The 26,504-nt window shown below is 61.2% G+C and carries 26 protein-coding genes; 14 read left to right on the forward strand and 12 right to left on the reverse strand.

Features of this window, described 5'->3' with window-relative positions:
• Window positions 1–11: 11 nt before the first annotated feature.
• Genes AC0Z42_RS04890 through AC0Z42_RS04900 form a run of 3 tightly spaced genes read right to left on the reverse strand, consistent with a single transcriptional unit; the run spans window position 12 to window position 1,291 of the window.
• Window positions 12–461, reverse strand: a complete 450-nt coding sequence (locus AC0Z42_RS04890; protein WP_485467117.1) for an SRPBCC family protein — start codon at window positions 459–461, stop codon at window positions 12–14.
• Window positions 462–487: 26 nt separating this feature from the next.
• The gene (locus tag AC0Z42_RS04895) at window positions 488–874 is read right to left on the reverse strand and encodes a nuclear transport factor 2 family protein (protein ID WP_485467118.1); all 387 of its coding nucleotides are present in this window, start codon (window positions 872–874) and stop codon (window positions 488–490) included.
• 33 nt (window positions 875–907) lie between these two features.
• Window positions 908–1,291 carry a nuclear transport factor 2 family protein gene (locus tag AC0Z42_RS04900; RefSeq protein WP_485467119.1) on the reverse strand — a complete coding sequence of 128 codons (384 nt, stop codon included), beginning with the start codon at window positions 1,289–1,291 and terminating at the stop codon, window positions 908–910.
• Between the two features lie 231 nt (window positions 1,292–1,522).
• On the opposite strand from AC0Z42_RS04900, the gene AC0Z42_RS04905 reads away from it, so the two are divergent.
• From AC0Z42_RS04905 to AC0Z42_RS04915, 3 genes are all read left to right on the forward strand, one after another.
• A complete protein-coding gene (locus AC0Z42_RS04905; RefSeq protein WP_485467120.1) occupies window positions 1,523–2,626 on the forward strand; it encodes an alkene reductase in 1,104 nt (367 codons plus the stop codon).
• 66 nt (window positions 2,627–2,692) lie between these two features.
• Window positions 2,693–3,436, forward strand: coding sequence for an SDR family oxidoreductase (locus AC0Z42_RS04910; RefSeq protein WP_485467121.1), 744 nt, complete (start codon window positions 2,693–2,695; stop codon window positions 3,434–3,436).
• Between the two features lie 136 nt (window positions 3,437–3,572).
• A complete protein-coding gene (locus tag AC0Z42_RS04915; protein WP_485467122.1) occupies window positions 3,573–4,208 on the forward strand; it encodes a TetR/AcrR family transcriptional regulator in 636 nt (211 codons plus the stop codon).
• A gap of 25 nt (window positions 4,209–4,233) precedes the next feature.
• Here AC0Z42_RS04915 and AC0Z42_RS04920 read toward each other — a convergent pair whose 3' ends face one another.
• From AC0Z42_RS04920 to AC0Z42_RS04935, 4 genes are all read right to left on the reverse strand, one after another.
• The gene (locus tag AC0Z42_RS04920; protein ID WP_485467123.1) at window positions 4,234–4,734 is read right to left on the reverse strand and encodes a nuclear transport factor 2 family protein; all 501 of its coding nucleotides are present in this window, start codon (window positions 4,732–4,734) and stop codon (window positions 4,234–4,236) included.
• A 109-nt stretch (window positions 4,735–4,843) separates the two neighbouring features.
• Window positions 4,844–5,227, reverse strand: coding sequence for a nuclear transport factor 2 family protein (locus tag AC0Z42_RS04925; protein ID WP_485467124.1), 384 nt, complete (start codon window positions 5,225–5,227; stop codon window positions 4,844–4,846).
• A 56-nt stretch (window positions 5,228–5,283) separates the two neighbouring features.
• Window positions 5,284–6,420, reverse strand: a complete 1,137-nt coding sequence (locus AC0Z42_RS04930) for an NADH:flavin oxidoreductase/NADH oxidase (RefSeq protein WP_485467125.1) — start codon at window positions 6,418–6,420, stop codon at window positions 5,284–5,286.
• A gap of 194 nt (window positions 6,421–6,614) precedes the next feature.
• Entirely contained in the window at window positions 6,615–7,634 is a 1,020-nt protein-coding gene (locus tag AC0Z42_RS04935; protein ID WP_485467126.1) for an alpha/beta hydrolase, read from the reverse strand.
• Between the two features lie 110 nt (window positions 7,635–7,744).
• Here AC0Z42_RS04935 and AC0Z42_RS04940 point away from each other — a divergent pair, with 110 nt between their 5' ends.
• Entirely contained in the window at window positions 7,745–8,716 is a 972-nt protein-coding gene (locus tag AC0Z42_RS04940) for a LysR family transcriptional regulator (RefSeq protein WP_485467127.1), read from the forward strand.
• Between the two features lie 162 nt (window positions 8,717–8,878).
• On the opposite strand, the gene AC0Z42_RS04945 is transcribed toward AC0Z42_RS04940, so the two are convergent.
• Entirely contained in the window at window positions 8,879–9,913 is a 1,035-nt protein-coding gene (locus AC0Z42_RS04945) for a fatty acid desaturase (RefSeq protein ID WP_485467128.1), read from the reverse strand.
• A 146-nt stretch (window positions 9,914–10,059) separates the two neighbouring features.
• On the opposite strand from AC0Z42_RS04945, the gene AC0Z42_RS04950 reads away from it, so the two are divergent.
• The gene (locus tag AC0Z42_RS04950) at window positions 10,060–11,091 is read left to right on the forward strand and encodes a LacI family DNA-binding transcriptional regulator (protein ID WP_485467129.1); all 1,032 of its coding nucleotides are present in this window, start codon (window positions 10,060–10,062) and stop codon (window positions 11,089–11,091) included.
• A 15-nt stretch (window positions 11,092–11,106) separates the two neighbouring features.
• Here the strand turns inward: AC0Z42_RS04950 and AC0Z42_RS04955 are convergent, their stop codons facing one another.
• The 3 genes from AC0Z42_RS04955 to AC0Z42_RS04965 are packed head-to-tail and all read right to left on the reverse strand — an operon-like array spanning window position 11,107 to window position 14,083.
• The gene (locus AC0Z42_RS04955; RefSeq protein ID WP_485467314.1) at window positions 11,107–12,213 is read right to left on the reverse strand and encodes a LacI family DNA-binding transcriptional regulator; all 1,107 of its coding nucleotides are present in this window, start codon (window positions 12,211–12,213) and stop codon (window positions 11,107–11,109) included.
• A 31-nt stretch (window positions 12,214–12,244) separates the two neighbouring features.
• Window positions 12,245–13,231 (reverse strand): inositol 2-dehydrogenase, encoded by a 987-nt coding sequence (gene iolG, locus AC0Z42_RS04960; RefSeq protein WP_426077618.1) that lies wholly within the window; start codon window positions 13,229–13,231, stop codon window positions 12,245–12,247.
• A gap of 27 nt (window positions 13,232–13,258) precedes the next feature.
• Entirely contained in the window at window positions 13,259–14,083 is an 825-nt protein-coding gene (locus AC0Z42_RS04965; protein WP_426077617.1) for a TIM barrel protein, read from the reverse strand.
• Window positions 14,084–14,372: 289 nt separating this feature from the next.
• Here AC0Z42_RS04965 and AC0Z42_RS04970 point away from each other — a divergent pair, with 289 nt between their 5' ends.
• Together AC0Z42_RS04970 and AC0Z42_RS04975 are read left to right on the forward strand one after the other, a co-directional pair.
• Entirely contained in the window at window positions 14,373–15,470 is a 1,098-nt protein-coding gene (locus AC0Z42_RS04970; protein WP_485467130.1) for a fatty acid desaturase family protein, read from the forward strand.
• A gap of 37 nt (window positions 15,471–15,507) precedes the next feature.
• Window positions 15,508–15,819 carry a MocE family 2Fe-2S type ferredoxin gene (locus AC0Z42_RS04975; RefSeq protein ID WP_065305766.1) on the forward strand — a complete coding sequence of 104 codons (312 nt, stop codon included), beginning with the start codon at window positions 15,508–15,510 and terminating at the stop codon, window positions 15,817–15,819.
• Between the two features lie 9 nt (window positions 15,820–15,828).
• Here AC0Z42_RS04975 and AC0Z42_RS04980 read toward each other — a convergent pair whose 3' ends face one another.
• Window positions 15,829–16,689: a MurR/RpiR family transcriptional regulator gene (locus tag AC0Z42_RS04980; protein ID WP_485467131.1), complete on the reverse strand. Its 861-nt coding sequence runs from the start codon at window positions 16,687–16,689 to the stop codon at window positions 15,829–15,831.
• Window positions 16,690–16,997: 308 nt separating this feature from the next.
• Here AC0Z42_RS04980 and AC0Z42_RS04985 point away from each other — a divergent pair, with 308 nt between their 5' ends.
• The 7 genes from AC0Z42_RS04985 to AC0Z42_RS05015 all read left to right on the forward strand — a co-directional run bounded on the left by AC0Z42_RS04985 (window position 16,998) and on the right by AC0Z42_RS05015 (window position 26,499).
• Window positions 16,998–18,950, forward strand: a complete 1,953-nt coding sequence (locus AC0Z42_RS04985; protein WP_485467132.1) for a bifunctional 5-dehydro-2-deoxygluconokinase/5-dehydro-2-deoxyphosphogluconate aldolase — start codon at window positions 16,998–17,000, stop codon at window positions 18,948–18,950.
• The gene (gene iolD, locus AC0Z42_RS04990) at window positions 18,947–20,803 is read left to right on the forward strand and encodes a 3D-(3,5/4)-trihydroxycyclohexane-1,2-dione acylhydrolase (decyclizing) (protein ID WP_485467133.1); all 1,857 of its coding nucleotides are present in this window, start codon (window positions 18,947–18,949) and stop codon (window positions 20,801–20,803) included. The genes AC0Z42_RS04985 and iolD overlap by 4 nt, the downstream gene beginning before the upstream one ends.
• Window positions 20,800–21,714 carry a myo-inosose-2 dehydratase gene (gene iolE, locus AC0Z42_RS04995; RefSeq protein WP_485467134.1) on the forward strand — a complete coding sequence of 305 codons (915 nt, stop codon included), beginning with the start codon at window positions 20,800–20,802 and terminating at the stop codon, window positions 21,712–21,714. Before iolD ends, iolE begins: the two co-directional genes overlap by 4 nt.
• A complete protein-coding gene (gene iolB, locus AC0Z42_RS05000; protein WP_485467135.1) occupies window positions 21,711–22,505 on the forward strand; it encodes a 5-deoxy-glucuronate isomerase in 795 nt (264 codons plus the stop codon). The genes iolE and iolB overlap by 4 nt, the downstream gene beginning before the upstream one ends.
• A gap of 14 nt (window positions 22,506–22,519) precedes the next feature.
• A complete protein-coding gene (locus tag AC0Z42_RS05005; protein WP_485467136.1) occupies window positions 22,520–24,019 on the forward strand; it encodes a CoA-acylating methylmalonate-semialdehyde dehydrogenase in 1,500 nt (499 codons plus the stop codon).
• A 221-nt stretch (window positions 24,020–24,240) separates the two neighbouring features.
• The gene (locus AC0Z42_RS05010) at window positions 24,241–25,554 is read left to right on the forward strand and encodes a carbohydrate porin (RefSeq protein ID WP_485467137.1); all 1,314 of its coding nucleotides are present in this window, start codon (window positions 24,241–24,243) and stop codon (window positions 25,552–25,554) included.
• A 108-nt stretch (window positions 25,555–25,662) separates the two neighbouring features.
• The gene (locus AC0Z42_RS05015; RefSeq protein WP_485467138.1) at window positions 25,663–26,499 is read left to right on the forward strand and encodes an SHOCT domain-containing protein; all 837 of its coding nucleotides are present in this window, start codon (window positions 25,663–25,665) and stop codon (window positions 26,497–26,499) included.
• Window positions 26,500–26,504 lie beyond the last annotated feature (5 nt).

The raw sequence follows: 26,504 nt of genomic DNA on the forward strand, positions 1-26,504 counted from the left end.
CCGCCCTGGCGTCAGCCAGGTTCGAGTCCTGCCAGATAAGACTGCAGGCTCTGATGCCCGCCAACGATCAGCGCGTGTATCGCCGCCGCTTGCTGCTGCTGCGGATCAGGCTCGCGCAAGTCGAAGGTGGCCTTCCAGGCGATCAGTGTCGTTGCCTGGCCGCTTACCGGCGTCAGACGAATGGTCGCGACATAGTTGTCCACCGGCAGTGGCGATTCTTCGAAGCGGTACGACAGCCTGCGTTCGCTGTCATCGACCGACAGCAGTTTTTCGCGCAGGATGGCACCATTCTCCAGCGTCAGGTGGCGCACGCAACCGACCATGCCGTCCGGCAGATCGCCTTCGATGCGGCTGTGCGTGATGGCCGGATGCCAGCGACTGATCTGGCCAAATTGCTTCAGCACTTTCCAGACATCGTCTGCCCCCTGCTCGAGCAGGGCGCAATAGTCGACTGTTGCCATGATTGACTCCTGTTTCGGGTGAATGTTCAGGCTGCGAACTGGTGATAGACCTTGGCGATGACCTTCCATCCCTCTGGTAACTTGATCAGGGTCAGGTAATCGTTGTAGTCGGCGCCGATGGCGTCTTTTTCCATATCCACGCGCACCACGGCGGTAGTCGGCGTGATGGCCAGCACGTCGAGGCGGGTGGCGATGTCCGGCGCCTTGCCATTGGTGTTGACGAAATCGAACAGCTTGCTGATCGGGCCGCCCAGCAGTTTGCCATTGGTAAAGCCGTACATCACGGCGTCCTGATGAAAAGCCTGTGCAACGCTCTCGCTACTGCCGGCGCGCAGGCCATCGACATATTGTTGTGCAACAGCGATGACGGCATCGTATTGGCTGGTTGGTACTGCCTTGATATTGTTGTTCATGATGGTTCCTTGTCGGTCAATGGGAAAGATGATTCAAGGTGCAACGTGCGTGTGATAGATCTTGCTCACCACGGTCCACTTGCCTGCCACTTTCAGCAGATTGAAGAAGTCGGTGAAGCAGAAGCCGGAAATATCATTGGTGTCGATGCGGGCGCTGGCGGCCGAGCCGACGATGTCGATGCGGGCAATCACTGCCCGCACCTCTGGCGACGGACGAAATGCCGTGTCGATGGTATCGAACAAGCCCGAAATGGCGCCGCCCGTCAGTTCACCATCCGCAGTGACGCCGAAGATGGTGGCCTGCTCGCTGAAGGCGGGCTTCATGATGCTGCTGTTGGCCTGTTTGCCGCCTTCGTTGTACTGATTGAGCACATCGACGATGGCGCTGTATTCCTGCACGTAGCTGGGTTGGGACATGAGTTGCTCCTTGGGGATGAATGAATGGCCGGCGCTTGCCGGGGCAGCGGCCGGTATGGTTCTGTAGCAAGTGCTACCGAATTGGTGTATTATATAGTGGTTGCTACAGATAGTGTCAATCGATTCGATTCAGCCGGGCCTGCAAGATTGCCGGCACCCCATATCACCGAAGGCCAGCGCAAACGGGCCACTGCCATTAACGACCTGAACTGGTCGAGACAAGGAAAACACATGAAAGATAACGCCAGCCATACCGATTTATTTTCGCCCGTCAACATGGGCGCCATCGAACTTGCCAATCGCATCGTGATGGCGCCAGTCACGCGCAGCCGCTACAGCGAGGAGGGCATCCCCGATGAGATGCATGCGTTGTATTACGCCCAGCGCGCCAGCGCAGGCCTGATCGTGGCCGAGGCAACCAATATTTCGCCGCAGGGACGTGGCTATGCCGCCACGCCCGGTATCTGGAGCGAGGCGCAGGTGGTAGGCTGGAAAAAGGTTACCGATGCCGTGCATGCGGCCGGCGGCAAGATCGTCAGCCAGCTGTGGCATGTAGGCCGCTTTTCGCACGTTGCTTTGCAGCCCGATGGCGCGGCTCCCGTCGCCCCTTCCGCCATCCAGGCCGAGGGCAACACCTACACCACCGAGGGTTTCGTGCCGGTATCGATGCCGCGCGCGCTGGACCTGTCCGAGATCCCGGGCATCATCGAGCAATACAGGATCGCCGCGCGCAATGCAAAACGTGCCGGCTTCGATGGCGTCGAAGTGCATTCGGCGAACAGCTATCTGCTGGATCAATTTCTTCGCGACTCCACCAACCACCGCACGGACGCCTACGGTGGTTCCATTGAAAACCGCGCCCGGCTGACGCTGGAAGTAACGGCCGCAATCGTCGAAATATGGGGTAGCGATCGCGTCGGCATCCGCCTCTCGCCTGTCACGCCCGATGCCGGCAATACGCCGCCGGACAGCAACGTCATGGCCATGTACGGCCACCTGATCCGCGAGCTTAACCGCTTCAACCTGGCGTATCTGCATTTCGTCGAAGGCGCGACCGCGACCTCGCGCAAGGTGCCGGATGGTATCGACCTTGACGCCTTGAGCGCGCAATTCAACGGCCAGTTTATCGGTAACAACAACTACGACCTGGAGATGGCGGTACAGCGCCGCGCGGCAGGCAAGATCGACGCCGTTGCCTTCGGTCGCCTCTTCATTTCGAATCCCGACCTGGTGCACCGCCTGCAGTCCGGCATTGAACTGGCGATCGCGCCGCACGAGTCCTACTACGGCGGCGGCGCCAAGGGTTACACCGACTGGCCAACGGCCGCCGGCTGATTCACCGCCGATTCATCGTCACTTATCGCCCGGCGGTGCCGGGCAGTCAACCGAAAAGGAAACATCATGAGTCATCTGCATAACAAGATTGTCATCATTACCGGCGCATCGTCGGGCATCGGCGCCGCATCAGCGCGCGCGCTGGTGGAGAAAGGCGCGAAAGTCGTCCTGGCGGCGCGCGACCAGGAAGGCCTGGACGCCATCGTCGCTGAATTGAGCGCGGCCGGTGGACAAGCTCTTGGCATCGTATGCGATGTCACCAGCCCAGCCGAGATGAAGTCCCTTGCGCAAGCGGCACACGACCATTTCGGCGCGGTCGACATTCTCGTCAATAACGCCGGCCTGATGCTCTTTTCCAACTGGACCGACCTGGCGGTCGACGATTGGGAAAAGATGATTAACGTTAACATCAAGGGTTATCTGAACGCGATCGCCGCCGTGCTGCCATTCATGCTGGCGCAAAAGTCCGGCCAGATCCTGAACATGGATTCGGTCGCCGGACATCAGGTGGGGCCGGCGGCGGGAGTCTACAGCGCAACCAAATTTTTTGTCCAGGCAATGACGGAATCGATGCGCAAGGAACTCGGTGTCCAGCATGGCATTCGCGTCAACACGGTCAGCCCCGGCGTGATCAACACTGGGTGGGCCGACAAGGTTACCGATCCGGCCGGCCGCAAGGCGGCGCAAGAACTCAACAAGATTGCGATTGCGCCCGAAGATATCGGCCGCGCAGTAGTGTACGCGCTGGACCAGCCGGCCAATGTAACCGTTAATGACCTGATCATTTCGCCGACCCGCCAGGACTGGTAAGCTTCTCCCTGGCACGCCAGGCCGCCCGGGCAAACGCTCTGGCGGCCTGTTTGCATTGCGGTTGCCAGGCGATGGCCGGTATACTCGATGATGAGCAGCTTTTGTTCAGCAGATTTGAAAATAGGCGGTAATCCTGATGTCCAGCACCGAAAATCTTCCATCGACCATCAGAATCAAGGGCCGGCCGCGTGGCTTCGACCGCGCCGAAGCGCTGGTGCGCGCACTCGATGTATTCTGGCGCCGCGGCTATGAACCAGCTTCGCTGGCCGAGTTGTGCTCGACCATGGGCATCAACCCGCCCAGTCTGTATGCCGCCTTCGGCAACAAGGCCAAGCTGTTTCTCGAAGCCGTCGATTTTTATGAGCGCACCTACTGGGATGCGCCGTGGGCGCGCATGGCCGATGAACCGGACGTTCATCGCGCTATCGACCGGTTCTTCAAGGAGTCTGGCGAAATCCTGCTTTCGCCAACGGTGCCCTGCGGCTGCCTGGTGGTGCTCGCCGCCATCAATGTGTCAGCGGAGTCGGTCGAGGTCTTCGATGCCGTCAAGGCCTTGCGGCAAGAGGGCATCGCCCACTTCAGCAAGCGGCTGAAAAAAGGCGTCAAGGATGGCCAGTTGCCCGCCAGGACCGATGTCAAATCACTGGCGGCCGTGCTCAATACCTTGTTGGAAGGTATGTCGATTCATGTGCGCGATGGCGTGACGTTAGGCGAAATGAGCAAGCTTGCTGCTTACGCGGTACGGCTTCTTCCGACAAACGCTAATACTTGAGCGCTACGCAACGCCAGCGCAGCGCTCAGGGCGCGACGTGGGTATGGAATATTTTGCTGACGATCGTCCATTTGCCATCGACCTTGAGCAGATGGAAGAAGTCGCTGAACGAGAAACCCGAGACATCGTTGGAGTCGACGCGCGCACTGGCAGCGGTGCCGACGATATCGACTTTGACAATCACGCTTTGAGCCTCAGGTGAGGGGTGAAATGGCGGGTTGTCGATTGCCTTGAACAGTTCCTGGATCGAGCCGCCAGTCAGCTTGCCCGTGGCATCGACGCTGAAGATGGTGGCTTTGTCACTGAAGGCTGGCTTCATGACGGTGCTGTTCGCCTGTTTGCAGCCGTCTATGTATTTGTTCAGTACTTCGGCGATGGCTTGATAATCCTGCACATAGGTTGGTTTGTTGATGGCTTTGTTACTGGCAACTTGCTGGCCGCCTTGCAGCTCTGCGGCGTGAGCGGTGGCGCCAAAGCCGGAAATGATTGCAGCGAACAACAAGGTCTTGAAGAGGGTCTTTTTCATTTAGTCACTCATGATAATGGTGGTAACCGCTGATGAAGGCAGCAGATCCGACGGGACGCCAGATCTGCCGTGCATGCTCATCGTGGACTGAACAATGCACGCCGGAAGTTCAGGGCGCGACGTGCGTGTGGAATATTTTGCTCACTACCGTCCACTTGCCTTCGACTTTCAGCAAATGGAAAAAGTCGGTGAAGCAGAAGCCGGAAACATCGTTCGTGTCGATACGCGCACTGGCGGCGGTGCCGACGATGTCGACTCTGACGATTGCCCCTTGAGCTTCAGGCGATGGTTGGAAAGCGGTATCGATACCGTCAAACAGGTTCTGGATGCCGCCGCCAGCCAGCTTGCCTTCGGCGTCAACGCTGAACATTGTTGCCTGTTCGCTGAAGGCCGGTTTCATGATGCTGCTGTCGGCTTGCTTGCAGCCATCGTTGTACTTGTTCAGTACGTTGACGATGGCCTGATAGTCCTGTACGTAAGTCGGTTTGTTCATGTTGTTACTCCTGTGGGTCATGCTGAAAAAGGCCGGCCGCGCTGGCCGGCATGGGGTCAAGCCTGGTGGTGATGTGCAAGAGCTGGCGTCCACGGCCCCAGTTCGTCCAGCTTGCTGGCGCGGTGTTCCAGCCACCAGCCGGCTTGCGCGTGCCAGTTCGCATGGGAGGTCTGCTGCGCATGCAGCGGAAAGTGCGGATCGCGCAGCGCCGCATGGCCCAGCGCGACCAGGTCGGCCTGGCCCGAGGCGATGATGGATTCCGCCTGCACCGGATCGACGATGATGCCGACGGCCATGGTGCCGATATGGGCTTTGCGGCGTATTTGTGCGGCGAAAGGTACCTGGAAGCCGTAGCCGTTCGGGTATTCATAGACGCCGAAGCCGCCGGACGAGCAATCGATGACGTCGACGCCGACCGCTTTCAGTGCTGCGGCCAAGGCGACGCTGTCGTCGATGGTCCAGCCAGTGCTGCTGCCATCGACCGCCGACAGTCGCACGAACAGCGGCTTGTCCTGCGGCCAGACGGCGCGCACTTCGCGCGCGATTTCCATTGGCAGGCGGATGCGGTTCTCGAAGCTGCCCCCGTATTCATCCGTGCGGTCATTGGTCAGCGGCGACAGGAAAGCGTTGAGCAGGAAGCCGTGTGCGTAGTGCAGCTCGAGCACATCGAAGCCGGCCGCCAGCGCGCGGCGGGCCGCAGCAACAAAATCGGCACGGACCTTGGCGATGCCGTTTTCATCAAGTGCGGTGGGCCGCAGCCAGCCGTCGGCTAGCGGACGCGCGCTGGGCGACACCACTTCCCAAGGTGTCTCGCCGCGTGCCGCATCCGCGTCATTCAAGGGGCCGTTGCCTTCAAAGGCGCGCTGGATGCTCGCTTTCGGTCCCGCATGGCCGATCTGGATACCGGGCGTGGCGCCGTAGGATTTGGCAAAGGCGGCGATGCGCGCCAGGCCGGGAATATGTGCGTCATCCCACAGGCCCAGATCGCCATGCGTGATCCGACCTTCAGGCGAGACGGCAGTCGCCTCGACCATCATCAGGCCGAAGCCGCCCAGGGCGAAACGGCCGTAGTGGACGGCGTGGTAGTCGCTTGTGTAGCCATCTTTGGCCGTGTACTGGCACATCGGGCTCAGAGCATAGCGGTTGCGAATGGTGACACCGCGCAGTGTCAGCGGTTCGAAGATTTTGTTCATGGTTTTTTTCTCGAAAAATGTCTGGCGTAAGCAGATTGATTTGTCTATGCGATCAGTATGCGGATCGGAAATAGTGACGTAAATAGTCGTAGAGAGAGATACCGTATAAACATAAAAGTCATAATCGACTGTTAGGTTCATCTGGAAGGCGCACCATGCAAGTGTCCGCTGCGGCTTCCAGGTCTGGTTTGCAGTTACCTGCCCAGGTTGGTCTTGAGTTCTTCCGATGCCTGGGCGATCGCGCTGCGGATCACCGGTACATGACTATTCACGTTCAACAGCCCGAAATCGTGAATCAGACCGTTGTAACGCACCGACTTTACCTTCACTCCCGCAGCGCCGAGTTTGCGGCCATAAGCTTCGGCTTGATCGCGCAGCACATCAAATTCCGCAGTCTGGATCAGCGTCGGTGGCAAGCCCTTGAGTTGTGCGGTCGTCGCCTGCAGCGGCGACGCGTAGATCTGCTTGCGCGCCTTGGCATCCGTCGTGTAATTGTCCCAGAACCATGCCATCAGGTCCTTTGTCAGGAAGTAGCCGTTGCCAAACTGCTTGTACGACGGCGTGTCGAAGTTGGCATCCGTCACAGGACACAGCAATACCTGCGAACGCAGCGATGGTGCGCCTCTTTCATTGGCCATCAAGGCAACCGCCGCGGCGATGTTGCCACCCGCGCTGTTGCCGGCGACAGCCAGGCGCTTGCCGTCCACGTTGATCTCGTTGCCATGCTCTGCCACCCATTTGGTCGCGCCGTAAGCTTGTTCAATGGCGACGCCGTATTTCGCCTCGGGCGACAGGCTATAGTTGACGAAAACCGCCACCGCGCCCGAGCCTGTTACAAGGTCACGCACCAGCCGCTCGTGGGTCGGGAAATCGCCCAGCACCCAGCCGCCACCGTGGAAGTACATGAACGCGGGCAGGGTGATCTGTTTGCTGCCTGCCGGGCGCACGATGGTCAGCTTCAGGTCCTGGCCATTGACGTGGATTATTTTCTCGCTGACGTCAGCCGCCGGCAACGTCACATTGGCGCCAGCTTGCGCGCTTGCCAGCGCGGCGCGGGCATCGGCCGGTGCCATGGTCTCGAGTGGTGTGCTGCCTTCCAAAGCTTGCAAGAATTTTGCCGTGTTTTGTTCCACGCCGGGCAGGTTGGCTGCAAAAACATTGCCTTGAGACAGAGCCACGATGGAAAAGGCGAGAGCGGAGCTGAGGGTATTCATGATGTTTCCTTTTATGGAAAGACGGCTTGAGCAGTCGGATTGATTTGTTTGATGTGATCAGTATGCGGATAGGCGATAATGAAGTAAATAATCATAACTTGAGATATTGTATGAACAAAAAAGTCATAATTGAAAATTCAGGCAAAGCCGATGGCGTTGACGGCGTCATCTCGACGGCGCCGCTTTATCTTCCGGGTCTGATGACCTTTGAGGCCGCCGCAAGGCATTTGAATTTCGCGCGCACTGCAGCAGAAATGGGTGTCACGCCGACTGCGGTATCACGCACCATCAAAAACATGGAAGCGCAGTTGAATGTGCGCTTGTTCAATCGCACCACACGGAGTGTCAGTCTGACCGAAGCTGGCGCATCATTGAACGCAACATTGGCGCCCGCACTCGCCTTGATCAGAAACTCCTTGTCAGAAGCTTTGCTCGCGACTGATCAACCGTCGGGCATGTTGCGTGTCAGTTCATCCTATGTCGCCTACCATATCTTGATCGAGCCGCACATGGCATCGTTCCTGGAACAATTTCCGCTCATCAACGTCGAAATCTCGCTCGATAATCAGCTGACCGATATCGTCGGCGCCGGCTTTGATATCGGCATACGCATGGGGCGAAAATTGCAGAATGATATGATTTCGGTGCAGCTGGGCGAGTTACAAAAAAGAATCGTGGTGGCGGCGCCGGATTACTTCCGCGAGCGAAGTGAACCCAATACCTTGGCTGATCTGCTCCAGCACAACTGCCTGCGCCAGCGCTATAGCGTCGGTGGACGCCTGTATGAATGGAGGTTCGAGGATCGGGGGCAAATGGTGCAAATCGAGGTCCAGGGGCGCTATATTTTTGATGAAATGCGCTCCGTGCTCGATGCCGCCATACAGGGCCAAGGAATCGCATTCATCCTGGAAGATTTTGCGAAGCAGGAACTGGCTGGCGGCGTGCTGAGACAGATACTGCAGCGGCACTGGGCATGGGACGACGCTTTTCATCTCTACTATCCACATCGCCAGCATATGCCGGGCAAGTTGCGTGCGTTCGTTGATTTTATGCGCGCTGCCAATCAAACGAAAACGTCTTGAATGCGGCCGTCTGAAAAGACGGCGTTGCTGCCGCTTTCCGTAGCGATACTGGAGGACATGCTGCTGCTCGAGAAGGTCAGCCGCCTGTTGATCACGCCATTCACGCAGGCATCATGAAAAGCCGTTCATGCCCGGCTGACAGACTGAGCGCTTGGGTCGATTTCAAGCCGTGCTTGCTTCCCGTGCAATCACATGACCGGGCTCTTCACGCTGGCGCAGCACGGCTGGCACGATGTCGGCGTATGCCGCCCACAGCGAACCGTAGGCGGGCGGCGACTGCTCGCGGATGGCGGCGTGCAGCCGAGGCAGCGCATGGAAGGGCACCATCGGAAACATGTGGTGTTCCAAGTGGTAATTCATCTTCATGTACAGGAATTCGAACACGGGATTCAAATACATGGTGCGGGTGTTCAGGCGATGGTCGAGCACATCTTCGGCCAGGCCCGTGTGCTGCGTCATGTTGAACAGCAGCGGCAGCAGGGCGCCGTAAAAGCGCGGCAACACGATGAACAGCGCCGGCAAGATGCTCTGTGCCAATACGCACCAGGCGATCAGGCTAGCAAACAGCAAGGTATAGATGCGGCTGCTCCAGACCAGCTTGCGTATTTCCGAATCAGGAATAAAGCTGCGCGTTTCCTCGCTCAGGCTGCCCATGGCATGGCGCACGGTGCGCGCGATTTCCTGCAGGCCGCCAGGCAGGAAAAAAGCGTCGAAGAGGATCGCCAGCGGCCTGGCCGGGCGCGGAAACGCGATTTCGCGGTCGCGCCCGACGACAATGGTATCGGTATGGTGGCGCGCATGGCTCCAGCGCCAATACACCGATTCATGCAGGGTCATGAAGGATGCCAGCTGGTAAAAAACATTGTTCAGCCAGGGCGTCTTGAACGGCGTGCCATGCGACAGTTCATGGGCGCAATGATCGCTGACCGAATACAATGTGCCGTATAGAAAGAAGGCCGGCAGACACCACCAGCTGCCCTGGCTGTGCCAGGCCGTCACGCCGCTGGCCGTTAACAAGGCCAGCCAGATCGCCATGTGACGCAAGCCCTGGGCGTCGCTGCGCTGCATCAGTTGTTTCATCTGCGCACGTGGCACCTCGCAGCGGAACCATTGCGCCGATACCAGTCCCCGCTTTTCCGCCTGCTCGCTGTTGGCGGCGTTCAGCCGATAGTCTTTCCATTTTCCCGCATGTGCCATGTCGCTCTCCTGTGTGTGATAAACCAGGATCATGGTAGTGATTGGCGGGTGGCTGCGGGGCGCCAGACGCGAGCTGGTCTCAAAACCATCATGCTGGCGCCTCGGCCAATGATAGAATCTATCAATCATCTTCAGCAGGCATCTCCATGAAAACAGCACCGTCCACGATTGCCGATGTTGCCCGCGCCGCCGGCGTCGGCGTCGCCACGGTCGACCGCGTCATCAACCGGCGCGCGCAAGTGCGTCCGGCCACGGCGCTGCGCGTACTGCAGGCGGCCGAGGCGCTCGGCTATCGCGGCGCCGGGCTGATACGCAAGCGCCTGGACGAGGGCGGTGGCAAGCACCGGCTGGGTTTTTTGCTGCAAAAAAGCGGCAGTGAATTTTTCCAGCTGATGGCGCAGGCGCTGCAGCAGGCTGGCAGGGACGCTGGCGGCGTGCACAGTGTGCAGGTCGAGTACATGGATGACCTGACGCCACGGCGGGTGGTGGCGCAGCTGCGCGCGATGGCCGGCAGCGCCAATGCGCTGGCATTGGTCGCGACCGAGCATCCGGTCATCTGCGCCGCCGTCGAGGCGCTGGCGGCGGAAGGTTATCCCGTGTTTTCGCTGGTGTCCGACCTGAGTGCCACCGGCCTGGCCGGCCATGCCGGGGTAGACAATGTCAAGGTGGGCCGCAGCGCGGCGTGGGCGATCGCGCATCTGGGGCGGCGTCCGGCCAAGGTGGCCGTGATGGTCGGCTCGCACCGCTATGCCTGCCAGGAGGAATGCGAAACCAGTTTCCGCACTTATTTCCAGCAGCACGAACTCGAATTCGACGTCGATTTGCTCGACACCCTGATCAGCCTGGAAGACCGCCACCTGGCCGAGGAAACCATTCATGAATTGCTGCACCGCCACCCCGACCTGACGGGCTTTTACCTGGCAGGCGGCGGCATCGAAGGCGTGCTCGACGGCTTGCGTGCGCTGGGGCCTGAATATGATTTCGTCACCGTCTGCCATGACCTGACGCCATTGACCCGCGCCGCCCTAGCCGACGGCCATGTGGCGATGGTTATTTCGCATCCGCGCGACGCGATCGCCGGCGGCCTTGTCGCCGCCATGTGCGATGCGCTCGACGGCGGCACGGGGCCACGCCGCTGCGTGGTCGATCCTTTGTTGTTTACGCCAGAAAATATCTGATTTCTTGCGCCGCGCTCAAGGCGGCAGGTAGTCGCCTGCGCCGATATTCTCGCGGCAGAACAGGCGAAATTCATTCGGCGCGCTCGAGGGTGGTTCATCGAGCCGGCCGCAGGCATGCAGCAGATGCTGCAAGCTCGATGCCGTTTGCCAGTCCGGATCCTGGTCGATCACCAGTTCCATCTCGCCCTGCTCCAGATACAAGCGGTGCTCGGCCGACAGCTCGTGGCCGGCAAGCAGGATGTGTCCGGCCTTGCCGGCCTGGCGCAGCGCCGTCACGATGCCGGCCGAACCGGCGCCGCTGTTGTAGATGCCGACCAGGTCGGGCCAGGCCTTGACGGCGCGCGCGACGGCGGCGTGGCAGCGGTCGGGCTGGTCGTGGCATTGGCGCACCTCGCCGCACAGCAGGCCCGGGTAGCGCTCGGCCAGCACTTCCTGCACGCCATGAATGCGCTCGGCATGCGCCTGATATTGCAGCGCATTGCTGATCAACAGGATGCGGCCCTGGGCCGGCAAGGCACGTCCCAGGAAATGGCCGGCCGTGCGGCCGGCGCGATAATTGTCGATGCCTGCGTAATGCAGGCGCGGCACGTCGGCGATATCGCTCATCAGGGTTACCACCGGCACTCCCGTATGAATCACCTGGCGCAGCGCGGCGCGCACGGTGATGCTGTCATGCACGGCAACGATCAGGCCATGGCGCTTCTGGCGTGGGCTGAGGATGGCGCGTGCGATGCGCTCGTCCTGGCCATCGCCCTCGGCCACCAGGGTGCGGTGGATCACCACTTTTTTGTCCAGCATGTGCATGGCGCGCTGGAACGCCAGGTTGAGGCGCTGGAAGTACGGCGTGCCGCTGCCGGCCAGGATCACGTCGAAGCGGGTCAGGCCGCGCCGCGGCTCCGGCAGCAGTCGCGGTACGCCCAGGCGCCGGGCGGCGGCCACCACGCGCGCGCGGGTCGCGGCCGAGACGCTGCCGCGCTCGTTGAGCACGCGGTTGACCGTGGTCTCGCTCACGCCGGCTTCGGCGGCGATATCGCTGAAGCGCGCCGAGCGCTTGCGGCGGGTGGAGGGTGCGGGTTCCTGCGGCAAGTCGCTCATGCTGGTGTCCTGCTTGAAAACAGCCATCATGCACCAGCCGCAGGGCGCCTCACAAGTTTTACAGCTCGACGATGCGCCGCTCGCGCCACGACACTTCGGCCGCCTGCGCCAGTTGCAGCGCCTTCAGGCCATCGGCCACAGTGGTGCGCACCGGCTTGCCGTCGATCAGGGCGGCGACGAAATGGGCCATTTCGGCGGCATACGCGGCGCGGTAGCGTTCCAGGAAAAAGTTTTCCGGCAAGCTGGTCGCCACGCCGCTGGCGGTCCAGGCTTCCACTTCCGTCGGGCGATGGTTATGCGCCTGCAGCATGCCGGCGCTGCCCAGTACCTCGAAGCGCTGGTCATAGCCATAGGCGGCGCGGCGGCTGGTGTTGATCTGGCACAGGCGGCCCTTGCGCGTGCGGATCGTCACGGCGGTGGTGTCGGCATCACCCGCTTCGCCCACCTTCGGATCGGTCAGCACCGAGGCAGTGGCGTAGACGCTGACGGCTTCGTCATCAAGGATCCAGCGGAAAACGTCGAAGTCATGGATCAGCATGTCCTTGAAAATGCCACCCGAGCTGCGGATATAGTCGAGCGGCGGCGCGCCCGGATCGCGGCTGGTGATGGCCAGCACTTCCGGCACGCCGATCTCGCCGGCGTCGATGCGCGCCTTGAGCGCGGCAAAGGTGGGATCGTAGCGGCGCTGGAAGCCGATCAGCGCCGTCACGCCGGCCTTGGCGACGGCGTCGGCGCATACTAGGGCGCGCTCGACGGTCAGGTCGACCGGTTTTTCGCAAAAGATATGCTTGCCGCTGGCGGCGGCGCGCAAGATCAGGTCGGCGTGGCTGTCGGTACTTGAGGCGATGATCACGGCTGCGATCTCGGGATCGGCAAATACCGTGTCGATATCACTGACCTGCGCGCCATGCTCGCTGGCCAGCGCGGCGGCGCTGGGCGCGTGCACGTCGACTACGTATTTCAGGCGTACGCCTTGCTGGCGTACCAAGTTGGCGCTATGGATTTTGCTGATGCGGCCGGCGCCGAAGATGGCTACTTGTAACATGTTTTTTCTCCTGTGAATGTGGGTGGATCAGGCGCCGATGCCGTCGCGCAAATGGGCCATGCTGGCGCGCAGCTGGTTTTCGATATCGTCCGAGGCCGCCACTTCTTCAGCGAACGGCTCGTAGGAAATGCAACCCTGGTAGCCGCGCGCCAGCAAGGTTTTGATCTGCGCCAGATTGCCCAGGCGGTCGCCGGCGCCGACCAGCACGCGGTGCATGTCGCGCATGGCGCCGACCGGCACGGCGCCGTCTTCCACGCCGGACACATGGATGAGCCCCGTCAGGTCAGGGAAAAAGATGTCTTCGCCGGCCAGGTGATGGTGGAAGGTATCATGCACAAGCTTGAAATCGTGTTCGGCACCGGCGTCGTACATGGCCAGCACGGCCTGCGACTTGCGGCGCACCGCGCACTCGGCAAAGCCCAGTGGTTCGATCAGGCCCAGCACGCCGCGTTCGGCCAGCATCGGTTTGAGCGCCGTCAGCGCCGCCACCAAGGCGCGATGGCGCTCGCCCGCATCGCGGCTGTCGCGCAGGCTGTTGGTCGGACACAGCACCAGCGCCTGGGCGCCACAGTCAGCGGCGTAGTCGATCAGCGCACGCGCCTCGCGTTCACGCTCGGCATCGAACTGTTCGAAGCGCTGCAGGGCGTTGATCGAGCGGATCGTGATGCCGGCCGCTTGCGTCATCTCGCGGATCTGGCGCGCCGGCGTGCCGTCGTTGATTTCAACACCGTCGAGGTCATTGCGAATTTCAATCGCGCGCACGTCGAGGCGCTGGCACAGGGCCAGGTAGTCGGCGAAACCGATGCGCGGTGCGCTCATGCGGTTCAGGGAAAACAGGTAGGGGGCAGTCATGGTGGTGCGTCTCCATCGGATTTGTCGTGTGGTGGCGCCTGGTAGCGGCGCCTGTCGACAATGTAAGAAATCGCGGCCTCGAACGCAGCATGAAAATTGACCATAAATGGTCATTCAGCGGGACAACCGGGGCTTGAACAATGTACAAATGATGGAAATGATAGGCTGCCTGCGCCCCGGATGATGGCTTTTGACAGAGTTTTCAAGATCTGCTTGAAGCGGCCTGCCGCACGCCACTACTATCGCTTCCATGGACCAAGGCGGTTCCAATCGACACACGGAGGAGCACATGACAATACAGGCAGAAAGCACGCAGGATCGCAAACGCGGCTATCAACTGATAGGCGGCGACGGCGAACAGGCCATAGAGCAGGGGCTGGCCAATGCGCAGTGGTATCGCTGCGCACTGACGCGCCCTCAAATGAAGGGACTGATGCAGCGCCAGGACGCCACCGCGATCCGCGATACCTTGATCTGGTTCAGCCTGATCGTGGTGTCGGGTGTGCTGGCTGCAATGAGCTGGGGCAGCTGGTGGGCCATCCCCGCCTTCTTTCTGTACGGCACCCTGTATGCGGGGCCGGCCGATTCGCGCTGGCATGAAACCAGCCACGGCACGGCCTTCAAGACGCCGTGGCTCAACAACGCGGTGTACCAGATCGCTTCCTTCCTGGTCTTGCGCCGGCCGACGCAAAAACGCTGGAGCCACGCGCGCCACCATACCGACACTCTGATCGTCGGGCGCGATCCCGAGATCGTGGTGCCGCGCCCACCCGACCTGTTCGGTTTGCTGCTCAATTGCTTCAACCTGAAATCGGGCTTGAGCGAGCTGGGCCAAGTGTTACTGAACGCCGCCGGCAAGATTTCCGCCGACGATCGCACCTTCGTGCCCGAAAGCGAACACGGCAAGATGGTGCGCGAAGCACGCATCTGGTGTCTGATCTATGGCGCCGTGCTCACTGCCTGCTTCGCCACCGCCAGCATCAAGCCGCTGGTCTTTATCGGCCTGCCGTCCTTTTATGGCGCGTGGCTGAGTTTGTTCTTTGGCCTGACCCAGCATTCCGGGCTGCCCGAAAACGTGCTCGACCATCGCCTCAATTGCCGCACCATATATATGAATCCGGTGTTCCGCTTTTTATACTGGAACATGAATTACCACGCCGAGCATCATATGTTTCCCATGGTGCCTTTCCATACCTTGCCCAAACTGCACGAGCTGATCAAGGACGATTGCCCGCCGCCTTATTCCAGCACCCTGGCCGCTTACCGCGAGCTGATCCCTGCGGTGCTGCGCCAGGTGCGCGAGCCGGGCTACGCTGTGCAGCGCAGCTTGCCCCAGCGTAGCGGGGCTGCATTGGATAGCCTGCCCGATGGCGCTTACGCCAAATAAAGTCATCATTCATAACAACAAACCGAAGGAGACCAATATGAGCTGCTGGACCGAAGTGTGCGAGTTCGATGAGATCGACGATGAAGACGTGATGCGGTTTGACCACGCCGGCAAGACCTACGCCGTATACCGCCTGAACAACCAGGCCTATGCCTCGGATGGCCTGTGCACGCATGAAAAAGTGCACTTGGCCGACGGCTTGGTGATGGGTAACGTGATCGAGTGCCCCAAGCACAACGGCCGCTTCAACCTGACCACCGGCAAGGCGCTCGGCGCGCCCGTCTGCGTGAACCTGAAAACCTATCCGGCCAAGGTCGAGGATGGCGTGATCTTTCTCGACCTGGCCTGACGCGGCGCTTCAGTCCGCCGGCTGCGCGCCGATTTCCTCGATGTCGATCTCGAGCCGGTAGGCCAGGGCGATGAACAGCGCCTGGCACAGGCAGATGGTGCTGGTCAGCGAACGGAAGGCAAAAGCGCTTCCTTCGGTCACCGTGAGCAGGGCGTCGGCCGTGCGCGCCAGCGGCGCCAGCTTGCTGTCGGTAATGACCAGCACGCGCGCGCCGTTGTGGTGCGCCATGCGCGCGCATTCCAGGGTTTCCTTGCCGTAGGGCGCAAAGCTGATGGCAATCGCCACGTCGCCGGCCCGTACGCTGCGCATCTGGTCGCGGTGGCCGCCACCCAATCCCGTGACCAGGTGCGCACGCTTGCTGGTGTGCTGCAGCGCGTAGGCAATATATGACGCCACCGGAAACGCACGCCGCACACCCACGACATAGATATTGTCCGCCTGCTGCAGCAAGGTGACGGCCGCTTCGAGCTGTTCGTCGTCGAGCCCGGCTGCCAGTTCGTCGAGGCCGCTGCGGCTGGCGCCGATGAATTCGCGCGTCAACTCGCCCGTGCCGACCTTGCCGTCTCGTGTGGAAATGAGCTTGCGGATGCGCTGGCGATAGTTCGGCGCGGCCCGGGCCTGGTCCGTATAGGCCTGGCGAAACACATCTTGCATTTCACTGAAACCTGAAAAACCGAAGCGCTGGGCAAAGCGCACGATGGCCGACGGCTGCACCTGGCAGGCAGCGGCGATATCGCTGATGCGTTCGAGCATCAGGCTGCTGCGATGCTGTTCGATATGCTTGGCGATCAATTTCAACTGGCGCGACAGGCTTTCGTACTCGTCGGCGATTTGTTGCATCAACTGGTCGATCGAGGAGGTTTGTGCCATCTCTTGCTCTCTTTTCTGGTGTAGGGGTCTTAAATGGAAACAATTTTCTATTTAAATTAATTTCGCAATTTTTATTGCTTTTTGTTTTTTGCTGACTTATTCTAGAAACACTGCAGCCGGGACCGAAGCCCGTGCGCCTGCCGCCATGTGCCGCGCAGCGCCGGGTTTTTCGGTCGCACAAGAGGTAAAGCATACGGGATTTTCACGGTATGCAACAACTCACAGGCAGGCCGTCCAGGCCATTGCCGGCTTGCGCAAAACTATAAACAGAGACCATCAACGCTGCACGCATTCAGAAAGATACATCGATGAAGAATCCAACTCCTTTCGCATCGGGCCGCGCGCTCGACGTGATCTGCCTGGGCCGCCTGGCGGTGGACCTGTACGCGCAGCAGATCGGCAGCACCCTGGAAGACGCCACCAGCTTCGCCAAATACCTGGGCGGCTCGTCGGCCAATATCGCCTTCGGCACGGCGCGTCTGGGCCTGAAGTCGGCGATGCTGTCGAAAGTCGGCGACGACCATATGGGACGCTTCCTGACCGACACCCTGGCGAAGGAAGGCTGCGACGTCAGCCATGTCGGCGTCGACCATGACCGGCTCACCGCCCTGGTGATGCTGGGCATCAAGGACAAGGACACCTTTCCGTTGATCTTCTACCGCGAGAATTGCGCCGACATGGCGATCGAGGCGGTGTCGTTCGATGCCGGCTTTATCGGCTCCAGCAAGGCGCTGCTGATCACCGGCACGCATTTTTCCACTGCCGCCATGCACGCCGTCAGTTCGCAGGCGCTGGCCCTGGCGCGTGCCAACAATGTGCGCACCGTGCTCGATATCGATTATCGCCCCGTGCTGTGGGGCCTGTCGGGCAAGGCCGATGGCGAAACGCGCTTTGTCTCGAACGAGGGCGTCACGCAACATTTGCAGGGCATTTTGCCGCAGTTCGACCTGATCGTCGGCACGGAAGAGGAATTCATGATCGCCGGCGGCGGCGCGGATATCATGGCGTCCTTGCAAGCGGTGCGTGCAGTCAGCGCCGCCACGCTGGTGGTCAAGCGCGGCCCGCTGGGGTCGGCCGTGATCGAGGGCACCGATCTGATCCCCGCCAGCCTGGACGAAGCCTACAACTATCGCGGCGTGCGCGTGGCCGTGCTCAATGTGCTGGGCGCCGGCGACGCTTTCCTGTCGGGTTTCCTGAAAGGCTGGCTGCGCGGCGAAGACTACGAGGCCTGCTGCCGCTACGCGAATGGCTGCGGCGCGCTGGTGGTATCGCGCCATGGCTGCGCACCGGCCATGCCGTCTCCGGTGGAGCTCGATTACTTTCTGGCCAATGCCGACAAGCTCACCCATCCCGACCAGGATGCGACCCTGGCGCGTTTGCACCGCACGACGGTGGCGCGCAAGCAATGGGATGAGCTGTGCGTGTTTGCTTTTGACCATCGCACGCAGTTTTTCGAACTGTCGCAACAGGCCGGCGTGACCGAAGCGGCCATTTCAAAACTGAAACAGCTGATGGTGCAGGCCGTGGCGCAGACGCAGGAAGCGCTGCAGCTGTCGGGCAAGACGGGCGTGCTGATCGATGGCCGCTATGGCGTCGATGCACTCAACGACGCGACCGGACGCGGCTGGTGGATAGGCCGTCCGGTGGAACTGCCAGGTTCGAACCCGCTGCAATTCGACTGGGGCCGTTCGATCGGCTCGCACCTGCTCAGCTGGCCGAAGGAACATGTGATCAAGTGCCTGGTGCAGCTGCACCCGGACGACCTGCCGGAAAACCGGCTGGAACAGGAAGCGCAGATCAAGGCCCTGTACGACGCGGCGCAAGTGAGCGGTCATGAACTGCTGCTGGAAATTATCCCGTCCGATGCCTTCCCGCAAGACGACAACACCGTGCTGCGCGCCGTCAAGCGCCTGTACAACCTGGGCATCTACCCGGAATGGTGGAAGCTGGAAAGCTTGAGCAGCACACAATGGCAGGCCATCGACGCCCTGGTGCGCGAGCGCGATCCCTACTGCCGTGGCGTGGTGCTGCTGGGCCTGAACGCCCCGATTTCCGAGCTGGCCGCCAGCTTCGAGGAAGCGAGACATAGCACCACCTGCCGCGGCTTTATGGTCGGCCGCACGATTTTCCAGGAACCGAGCCGCCGCTGGCTGGCCGGCCAGATCGATGACACGACCCTGATCGCGCAGGTGCGCGCCAACTTCGAGCAACTGATCAAGCTGTGGCGTCAGACTCGCAACCATCTGGAGCGTGCGGCATGAGCGCACAACACAAAACCATCCGTTTGACCATGGCGCAGGCGCTGGTGCGCTACCTGGCGGCGCTGCGCGTCGACAGTGGCGAGCCGCTGTTTGGCGGCGCCTTCGCCATCTTTGGCCACGGTAATGTGGCGGGCCTGGGCGAGGCGCTGTATCAATACAAGGACAGTTTTCCGACCTATCGCGCCCATAACGAACAGGCGATGGCGCATGCGGCGATCGCCTATGCCAAGGCAAACATGCGCCGGCGCATGATGGCGGTGACCAGCTCGATCGGTCCCGGCGCCACCAATCTGCTGACCGCCGCCGCGCTGGCGCACGTGAACCGCCTGCCGGTGCTGCTCTTGCCCGGCGACGTGTTTGTTTCACGCGCGCCGGACCCGGTGCTGCAGCAGCTGGAAGACGGCGGCGACGGCAGTGTTTCCGTCAACGACGCCTTCAAGCCGCTGTCGCGCTATTTCGACCGCATTATCTATCCGGAACAGTTGCTGACGGCCTTGCCGCGCGCGATCGCCGCCCTGACCGACCCGGCCGCCTGCGGCCCCGTCACCCTGTCGCTGCCGCAGGATGTGCAGACCATGGCGTATGACTATCCGGAAGAATTTTTTGCGCCGCGCGTGGTGCGTTTCCGTGCAATTCCACCGGTGCCGTCCGAGCTGGAAGAGGCTGCAGACGTGTTGCGCAACGCGAAGCAGCCTTTGATCGTGGCTGGTGGCGGCGTGCTGTATGGCCAAGCCGGCGCAGCCTTGCGCGCCTTTGCCGAACGCCATGGCGTGCCTGTCGCCGAAACCCATGCGGGTAAAAGTTCCTTGCCGTGGGACCATCCGCTGCAGCTGGGCGCCATCGGCGTCACCGGATCACCGTCCGCCAATGCGCTGGCCGGCCAGGCCGATCTGGTGTTGGCGGTCGGCACGCGCTTGCAGGATTTCACGACCGGCTCGAATTCCCTGTTTGCCAAAGCCGAGCTGGTCAGCCTGAACGTCAACAGTTTTGATGCCCTGAAACGCCGTGGCCTCGGTGTGCAGGCCGATGCGACCTTGGGCCTGCAAGGACTGTCGGCCTTGCTGCCAGACTGGACCAGCAGCGCGCAATGGCAAGAACTGGCGCGGCGCGAAGCGGCCGGCTGGCGCGAGACGGTGACCGCGATTACCGGCAAGCGCGAGGTGGCCGGCTTGCCGTACGACGGCGAAGTGATTGGCGCCGTGCAGCGCTCGTCCACCACCTCGACCGCAAACGATATCGTCGTCTGCGCGGCGGGCACCTTGCCGGCCGAACTCCATAAACTGTGGCGCACCAGCACCCCCGGTGGCTACCATATGGAATACGGCTACTCCTGCATGGGCTATGAGATCGCCGGCGGCCTCGGCGTCAAGATGGCGAAACCCGGGTCCGACGTGATCGTGATGGTCGGCGACGGCAGCTATCTGATGATGAATTCGGAAATCGCCACCTCGGTCATGCTGGATAAAAAGCTGATCATCGTGGTGCTCGATAACCGTGGCTACGGCTGCATCAACCGCCTGCAGCAGGCCTGCGGCAATGTGCCATTCAACAATATGCTGACCGATTGCCTGCAGGCAGGCGAGGGCGCTCCGCGCATCGATTTTGCCCTGCATGCCAAATCCCTGGGCGCGCTGTCCGAACATGTGGACGGTATTGCCGGGTTGGAGCAAGCCCTGGTGCGCGCCCGCGCCGCCAGCCGCACCTATCTGATTTGCATCGATACCGACGACACGCGCACCACCGAAGAGGGCGGTTGCTGGTGGGAGGTGGCGGTACCGGAAGTGTCGACCCAACCCGGCGTGCAAGCGGCACGCGCCCGTTATGAAAACGATCGCCAAGGACAAGCAAAATGACTACATGGAATGTCAAGATCGGCATCAACCCGATCTCGTGGATGAACGACGACCTGCCATCGCTGGGTGGCGAAACGCCGCTGGAGACGGCCTTGAAGGAGGGCGCCGAGATCGGCTATGCCGGCTTTGAACTGGGCAACAAGTTTCCGAAAGAATCCTCGGCCTTGCGCGCCGTGCTCGGCAAATATGAGCTGGCCTGCGTGTCAGGCTGGTATTCGGGCCGCCTGGCCAGCCGTTCGGCGGAAGAGGAAATCGCGGCGGTGCAAGCGCACCTGAAGCTGCTGGCCGAAAGCGGCGCCACCGTGATGGTCTACGGCGAAGTGGCCGACGCGATCCAGGGCGAAGCGCGCCCGCTGTACAAACGCCCGCGCTTCCAGACTCAACAGCAATGGCAGGACTACGCCGACAAGCTGACGGTGTTTGCCAGACACCTGCTGGAGCACGGCGTGCGCCTGGCCTACCACCACCATATGGGCGCGTATGTGGAGTCGCCGGCCGATGTCGACCAGCTGATGGCGCTGACGGGTGACGAAGTCGGCTTGCTGTTCGACACCGGCCATATCACCTTTGGCGGCGGCGACGCCCTGACGGTGCTGAACAAACATATCGCCCGCATCTGCCATGTGCACTGCAAGGATGTGCGGCCGAACGTGATCAAGCTGGCCAGGAATGGCCACTGGAGTTTCCTGCAGGCCGTGATCAACGGCGCCTTCAGCGTGCCCGGCGACGGCAGCATCGATTTCCCGGGCATCCTGGCCGCCCTGTATCGCCATGGTTATGAAGGCTGGCTGGTGGTCGAAGCCGAGCAGGACCCGGCCGTGGCACCCAGCTACCAGTACGCCAAGATGGGCCATGACTACCTGGCCAAACTGGTCGACGAGATTCCACGCCTGAAACGGGAGGCGGCATGAACAGCCTGCTCGTCAAAGCCCGGGCCGGCTCGAAAATCGTCGAGGTCACGCCCGCATCGGCCGGCTGGACCCATGTCGGCTTTGCAGCGCACCGGCTGGCGGCGGGCGAACAGATCAGCCTGGAAACCGATGGCCGCGAGCTGTGCATCGTGGTGCTGACCGGCACCGTGACGGTCAAGGCCGGCGAGCAGCGCTGGGAAAACATAGGCAAACGGCTGAGCGTGTTCGAAGACCGCCCGCCGGCGGCAGTCTACGTGCCACGCGGCATGCAGGTCGGCATCACTGCGACCAGCGAGGCCGAAGTGGCGCTGTGCAGCGCGCCGGGCACTACCGACCGTCCGGCCCGTTTGATCGATCCGCATACCATGACGCGCTCGGTGCGCGGCAAGGGCGCCAATACCCGTTATGTGTGCGATATCCTGCCGCAGACGGAGGAAGCCGATGGCCTGCTGGTGGTGGAAGTGGTAACGCCATCGGGCCACTCGTCGAGCTACCCGCCGCACAAGCACGATAACGACAATATTCCGGCAGAGAGTTCGCTGGAGGAAACCTATTACCACCGCCTGAACCCGGAGCAGGGCTTTGCCTACCAGCGCGTGTACACGGACGATCGCAGCATCGACCAGGCTCTGGCGGTGGAAAACCACGATGTGGTGATGGTGCCGCGCGGCTACCACCCGGTGACCGTGCCGTATGGCTACGACGGCTACTACCTGAATGTGATGGCCGGCCCGAAACGGGTCTGGCATTTTAAAAACGATCCGGCCCATGAATGGCTGATCAGCAAATAACCAAGGAATCCCCAATGACCACCCCGACAATTGCCCACTTTATTGGTGGCAAAGCCATGGCCTCGCGCACCGAGCGCACCAGCGACGTCTTCAATCCCGCCACCGGAGAAATCACTGCCAAGGTCGCGCTGGCGACCAGCAGCGAACTGAACGCTGCCGTCGCCGCCGCCCACGCCGCTTTCCCGGCCTGGTCGCAAACCTCGCCGCTGCGCCGCGCACGCGTCATGTTCAAGTTCAAGGAATTGCTGGAAACCCACTCCGATGAACTGGCGGCCTTGATCACGGCCGAGCATGGCAAGGTATTTACGGACGCGAAAGGCGAAGTCACGCGCGGTATCGAAGTGGTGGAATTTGCCTGCGGCATACCGCAAATGATGAAGGGTGAATACAGCGAACAGGTCGCCGGCGGCATCGACGCCTGGTCGATCCGCCAGGCGCTCGGTGTCTGCGTTGGCATCACTCCGTTCAATTTCCCGGTCATGGTGCCGATGTGGATGTTCCCGATGGCGATTGCCTGCGGCAACACCTTTGTGCTGAAGCCGTCCGAGCGCGATCCATCGGCCAGCCTGCTGCTGGCCAAATTGCTCACGGAAGCGGGCCTGCCCGATGGCGTGTTCAATGTGGTTCAGGGCGACAAGGAAGCCGTCGACGGCCTGCTGCACCACCCGGACGTGCGCGCCGTCAGCTTTGTCGGTTCGACCCCGATCGCCGAATATATCTACGCCACCGGCTGCGCGCAGGGTAAACGCGTGCAAGCCTTGGGCGGCGCGAAAAACCATATGGTGGTGATGCCTGACGCCGATATTCCGCAAACGGTCGACGCGCTGATGGGCGCCGCCTTCGGTTCGGCCGGCGAGCGCTGCATGGCCATTTCAGTAGTGGTGGCGGTCGGCAATGTGGCCGACCAACTGGTGGAAGCGCTGCTGCCACGTATCGCCGAACTGAAAATCACGCAAGGCATGGATCTGAAGGCCGAAATGGGTCCGGTGGTCACGCAAGTGCACAAGGAAAAAATCACCGGCTATATCGCCACCGGTGTGCAGGAAGGCGCAAAACTGGTGGCGGACGGGCGGGGCTTTGTGCTGCCTGGCCATGAAAAAGGCTTTTTCCTCGGCGGTAGCCTGTTCGACCATGTGACGCCGGAAATGACCATCTACAAGGAAGAGATCTTCGGCCCGGTGCTGTGCATCGTGCGCGTACCCGATTTCACCACCGCGCTGGACCTGGTCAACGCCCATGAATACGGCAACGGCACGGCCATCTACACGCGCGACGGCAATACGGCGCGCGAGTACACGCACCGGGTGCAGGTCGGCATGGTCGGGGTCAATGTACCGATTCCCGTGCCGATGGCCTTCCACAGTTTTGGCGGCTGGAAACGCAGCCTGTTTGGCGACCACCACGCGCATGGCCCGGAATCGGTGCGCTTCTATACCAAGCAGAAAGCCGTCACCCAGCGCTGGCCCGCCTCGACAGCGGCTGGCGCCGAATTTGCCATGCCGACCCTGAAATAACGTAGCCGGGCTGATCAGCCCGGTTTTCATTTCTCCCTGGATATAAACGGCCGCGACTGTGCCAGGGCGGAGCTTTGCCCGCAGCCTTGCGGCTGCCCGCAACTTGCCGTTGCACCGATAAGAATTGCCACATCCGTGGCATGAAAGGAGCCCTGTTGTCATAACGGGGTTCGATAACAGAGCATCAGCAGATGCTCGTATAACAAAGGGGATAGCAGTCCATGAAAACGCAACAATCAGCAATCTTGAAAAAAGCCCTGCTCGTCACCGGTTTGATGGTGTGCAGCCAGCCGTTGTTCGCTTTTGAGTATAACGGCTACTTTCGTGGCCTGACCGGCACGAACTCGTCCAAGGGTGGCCCGACCTGTTTTCAGCTGGCCGGTGCCATGAGCAAGTATCGCCTTGGCAATGAGTGCCAGGTGTATGGTGAATTTGGCTTGGGGCAGGAAGTGGCGAAAACCGATGAAGGGGCCGTCTTCAGCGCCAATATCATGTTTTCCTTTAATAACAGTAACTCTTCCTCGGATACCGACCCGGTCGGACTGCCGCAAATCTTCGTTCAGGGTGACAAGCTGCCGGAATTGAACGGCGGCAGCGCATGGATGGGGCGCAAATACTACAAGCGTGAAGCCCTGAGTCCAAATGATTTTTTCTATTGGAGCGGCCAGGGCTTCGGCGGTGGTGTGGAAGACATCAGTCTCGGCGGCACCCTGAAATTCAGCTATGCCTGGTTGCGCAAGGATAATTTGATCGCCACCACCACCGGCGGCGGCTTGCCGGCTACCGGCGCACTGGCCAGCAACGGCAGCAATTCGGCCAGCCGTCACGACTTCCAGTTGCGCGGCATCGGCACCAACCCGAACGGCTCGCTGGAAATGGGCCTGAGCTGGATCGGCAAGGACTCGTCCGCGCCACAAGCCCAATCTGGTTACGGCCTGACCGTGCAACATCGCCAGACCGGCATCAATGGCGATGGATGGAACAAACTCGCGCTGCAGTACGGCACCGGGCCTGGTACCGGCGGCACCGATTCGGCAATCGGCGCGATCGGCAACCTGACCCACAGCAAGGATGTGAAGCGTGTGCGCGTGCTCGATGGTCTTTACACCCAGATCACGCCAAAATTCGGCGTCGAACTGGTGGCCATCTATCAGAAAGATAGCGGCCTTGCGCCAGGCCAGACCATTATCGGCGTGACCGAAAACAAAACCTGGAGCAGCCTGGGTACCCATGCCGTGTATGGCCTGACGCGCCACATCAAGGTCGGTGCCGATCTGGGATTCGACGTGGTCAAGCCTGAAAACGGCCAGACTCGCCGCATGACCAAGTTCACCATCGCACCGACCATTTCGTCCGGCCCGGGAGTCAATGCCCGTCCTGATTTGCGCCTGTTCTACACCTACGCCAAATGGAATGATGCCGCCCGCCTTGCTGCCGACGTCTCCAATGCAGGCAGCGCATTGTCGACTACCGGCGCGTTCGGCCGCGCCACTTCGGGTTCGATGCTTGGCATGCAAGTCGAAACCTGGTTTTAAGGAAGCATTGCTGTCAGAGGCATGATGGTCCTAGTGGACGGTGTTATGCATGACCGTCCTTTTGCCCTTCCGTTTGCGCGGAAGGGTTTTTTTTCCTGCAATGGAGACATGATGATTGCTACATCGAACAAGGCATGCAAGATGCCGCTTGCTTGCCTGTTACTGGTGATGGGCGCCTGCCTGTCGGGCTGTGCAAGCGTGGGAGCGCTGGTCAATGGTAGCGATGGCGGCAAGACCGCCAGGCCGGCAGCCATGGCTGCGCCGGCGCAAAATATGCCTTTGGGGCCGTACAGCTTCGTGCAGCGCGTGCCCAGTGAAACTGGCGCAGCGGCCAATCAGGGGCGCGCACCCGATCAAGAAGCTTTGCGCCTGGCGCTGGCGGCGTTGCAGACGAGTGCCGGAAGCGCGGTGTTTTCGCCGCAACAGCTCGATCAGCTGTCGCTTCCGCTCAGCGCGGCGCTGGCAGCGTCCACAGCGGGAGAGGATGTGACGTTTGCGGTGGCGGCGGAGCCTGACGGTTTGCGGCTGATGTCGACCTATCGCGTCAGCAGCGGCCGCGCTTTTGTCCGCGACGGCGCATTGCAACTGCTGTTAGGCCTGGTGCAGTCGCCATTCGACCTGGAACGTGTGAGCCGCCAGCCGACCAAGGTATTTTTCACCGGTAGCCGCCTGCGCCCATCGCCGGATGTGCCGGCGTTAAAAGGTGATGGCTGGCGCCGCGTCCAGGCCGCACGTGGCGACTGGCTGGAGGTGTCGCTGGAAAGCCTGCGGGCGCGCACGGCGCCGCCGCTGCCAGCCAGCTTGCCTTCAGCGCAGCAGGCACCGGCGCGCGTGATGGACGATATCGAGCGTCGAATGGCAACCCTTGCGCGACTGCGCCAGCAGGACTTGATCAGCGAAGACGAATACCAGGAAAAGCGCCGCCTGATCCTGAACGCCTTGTAAGCATG

It is taken from the genome of Janthinobacterium sp. 1L-D-8-B-C4 (assembly GCF_057291295.1).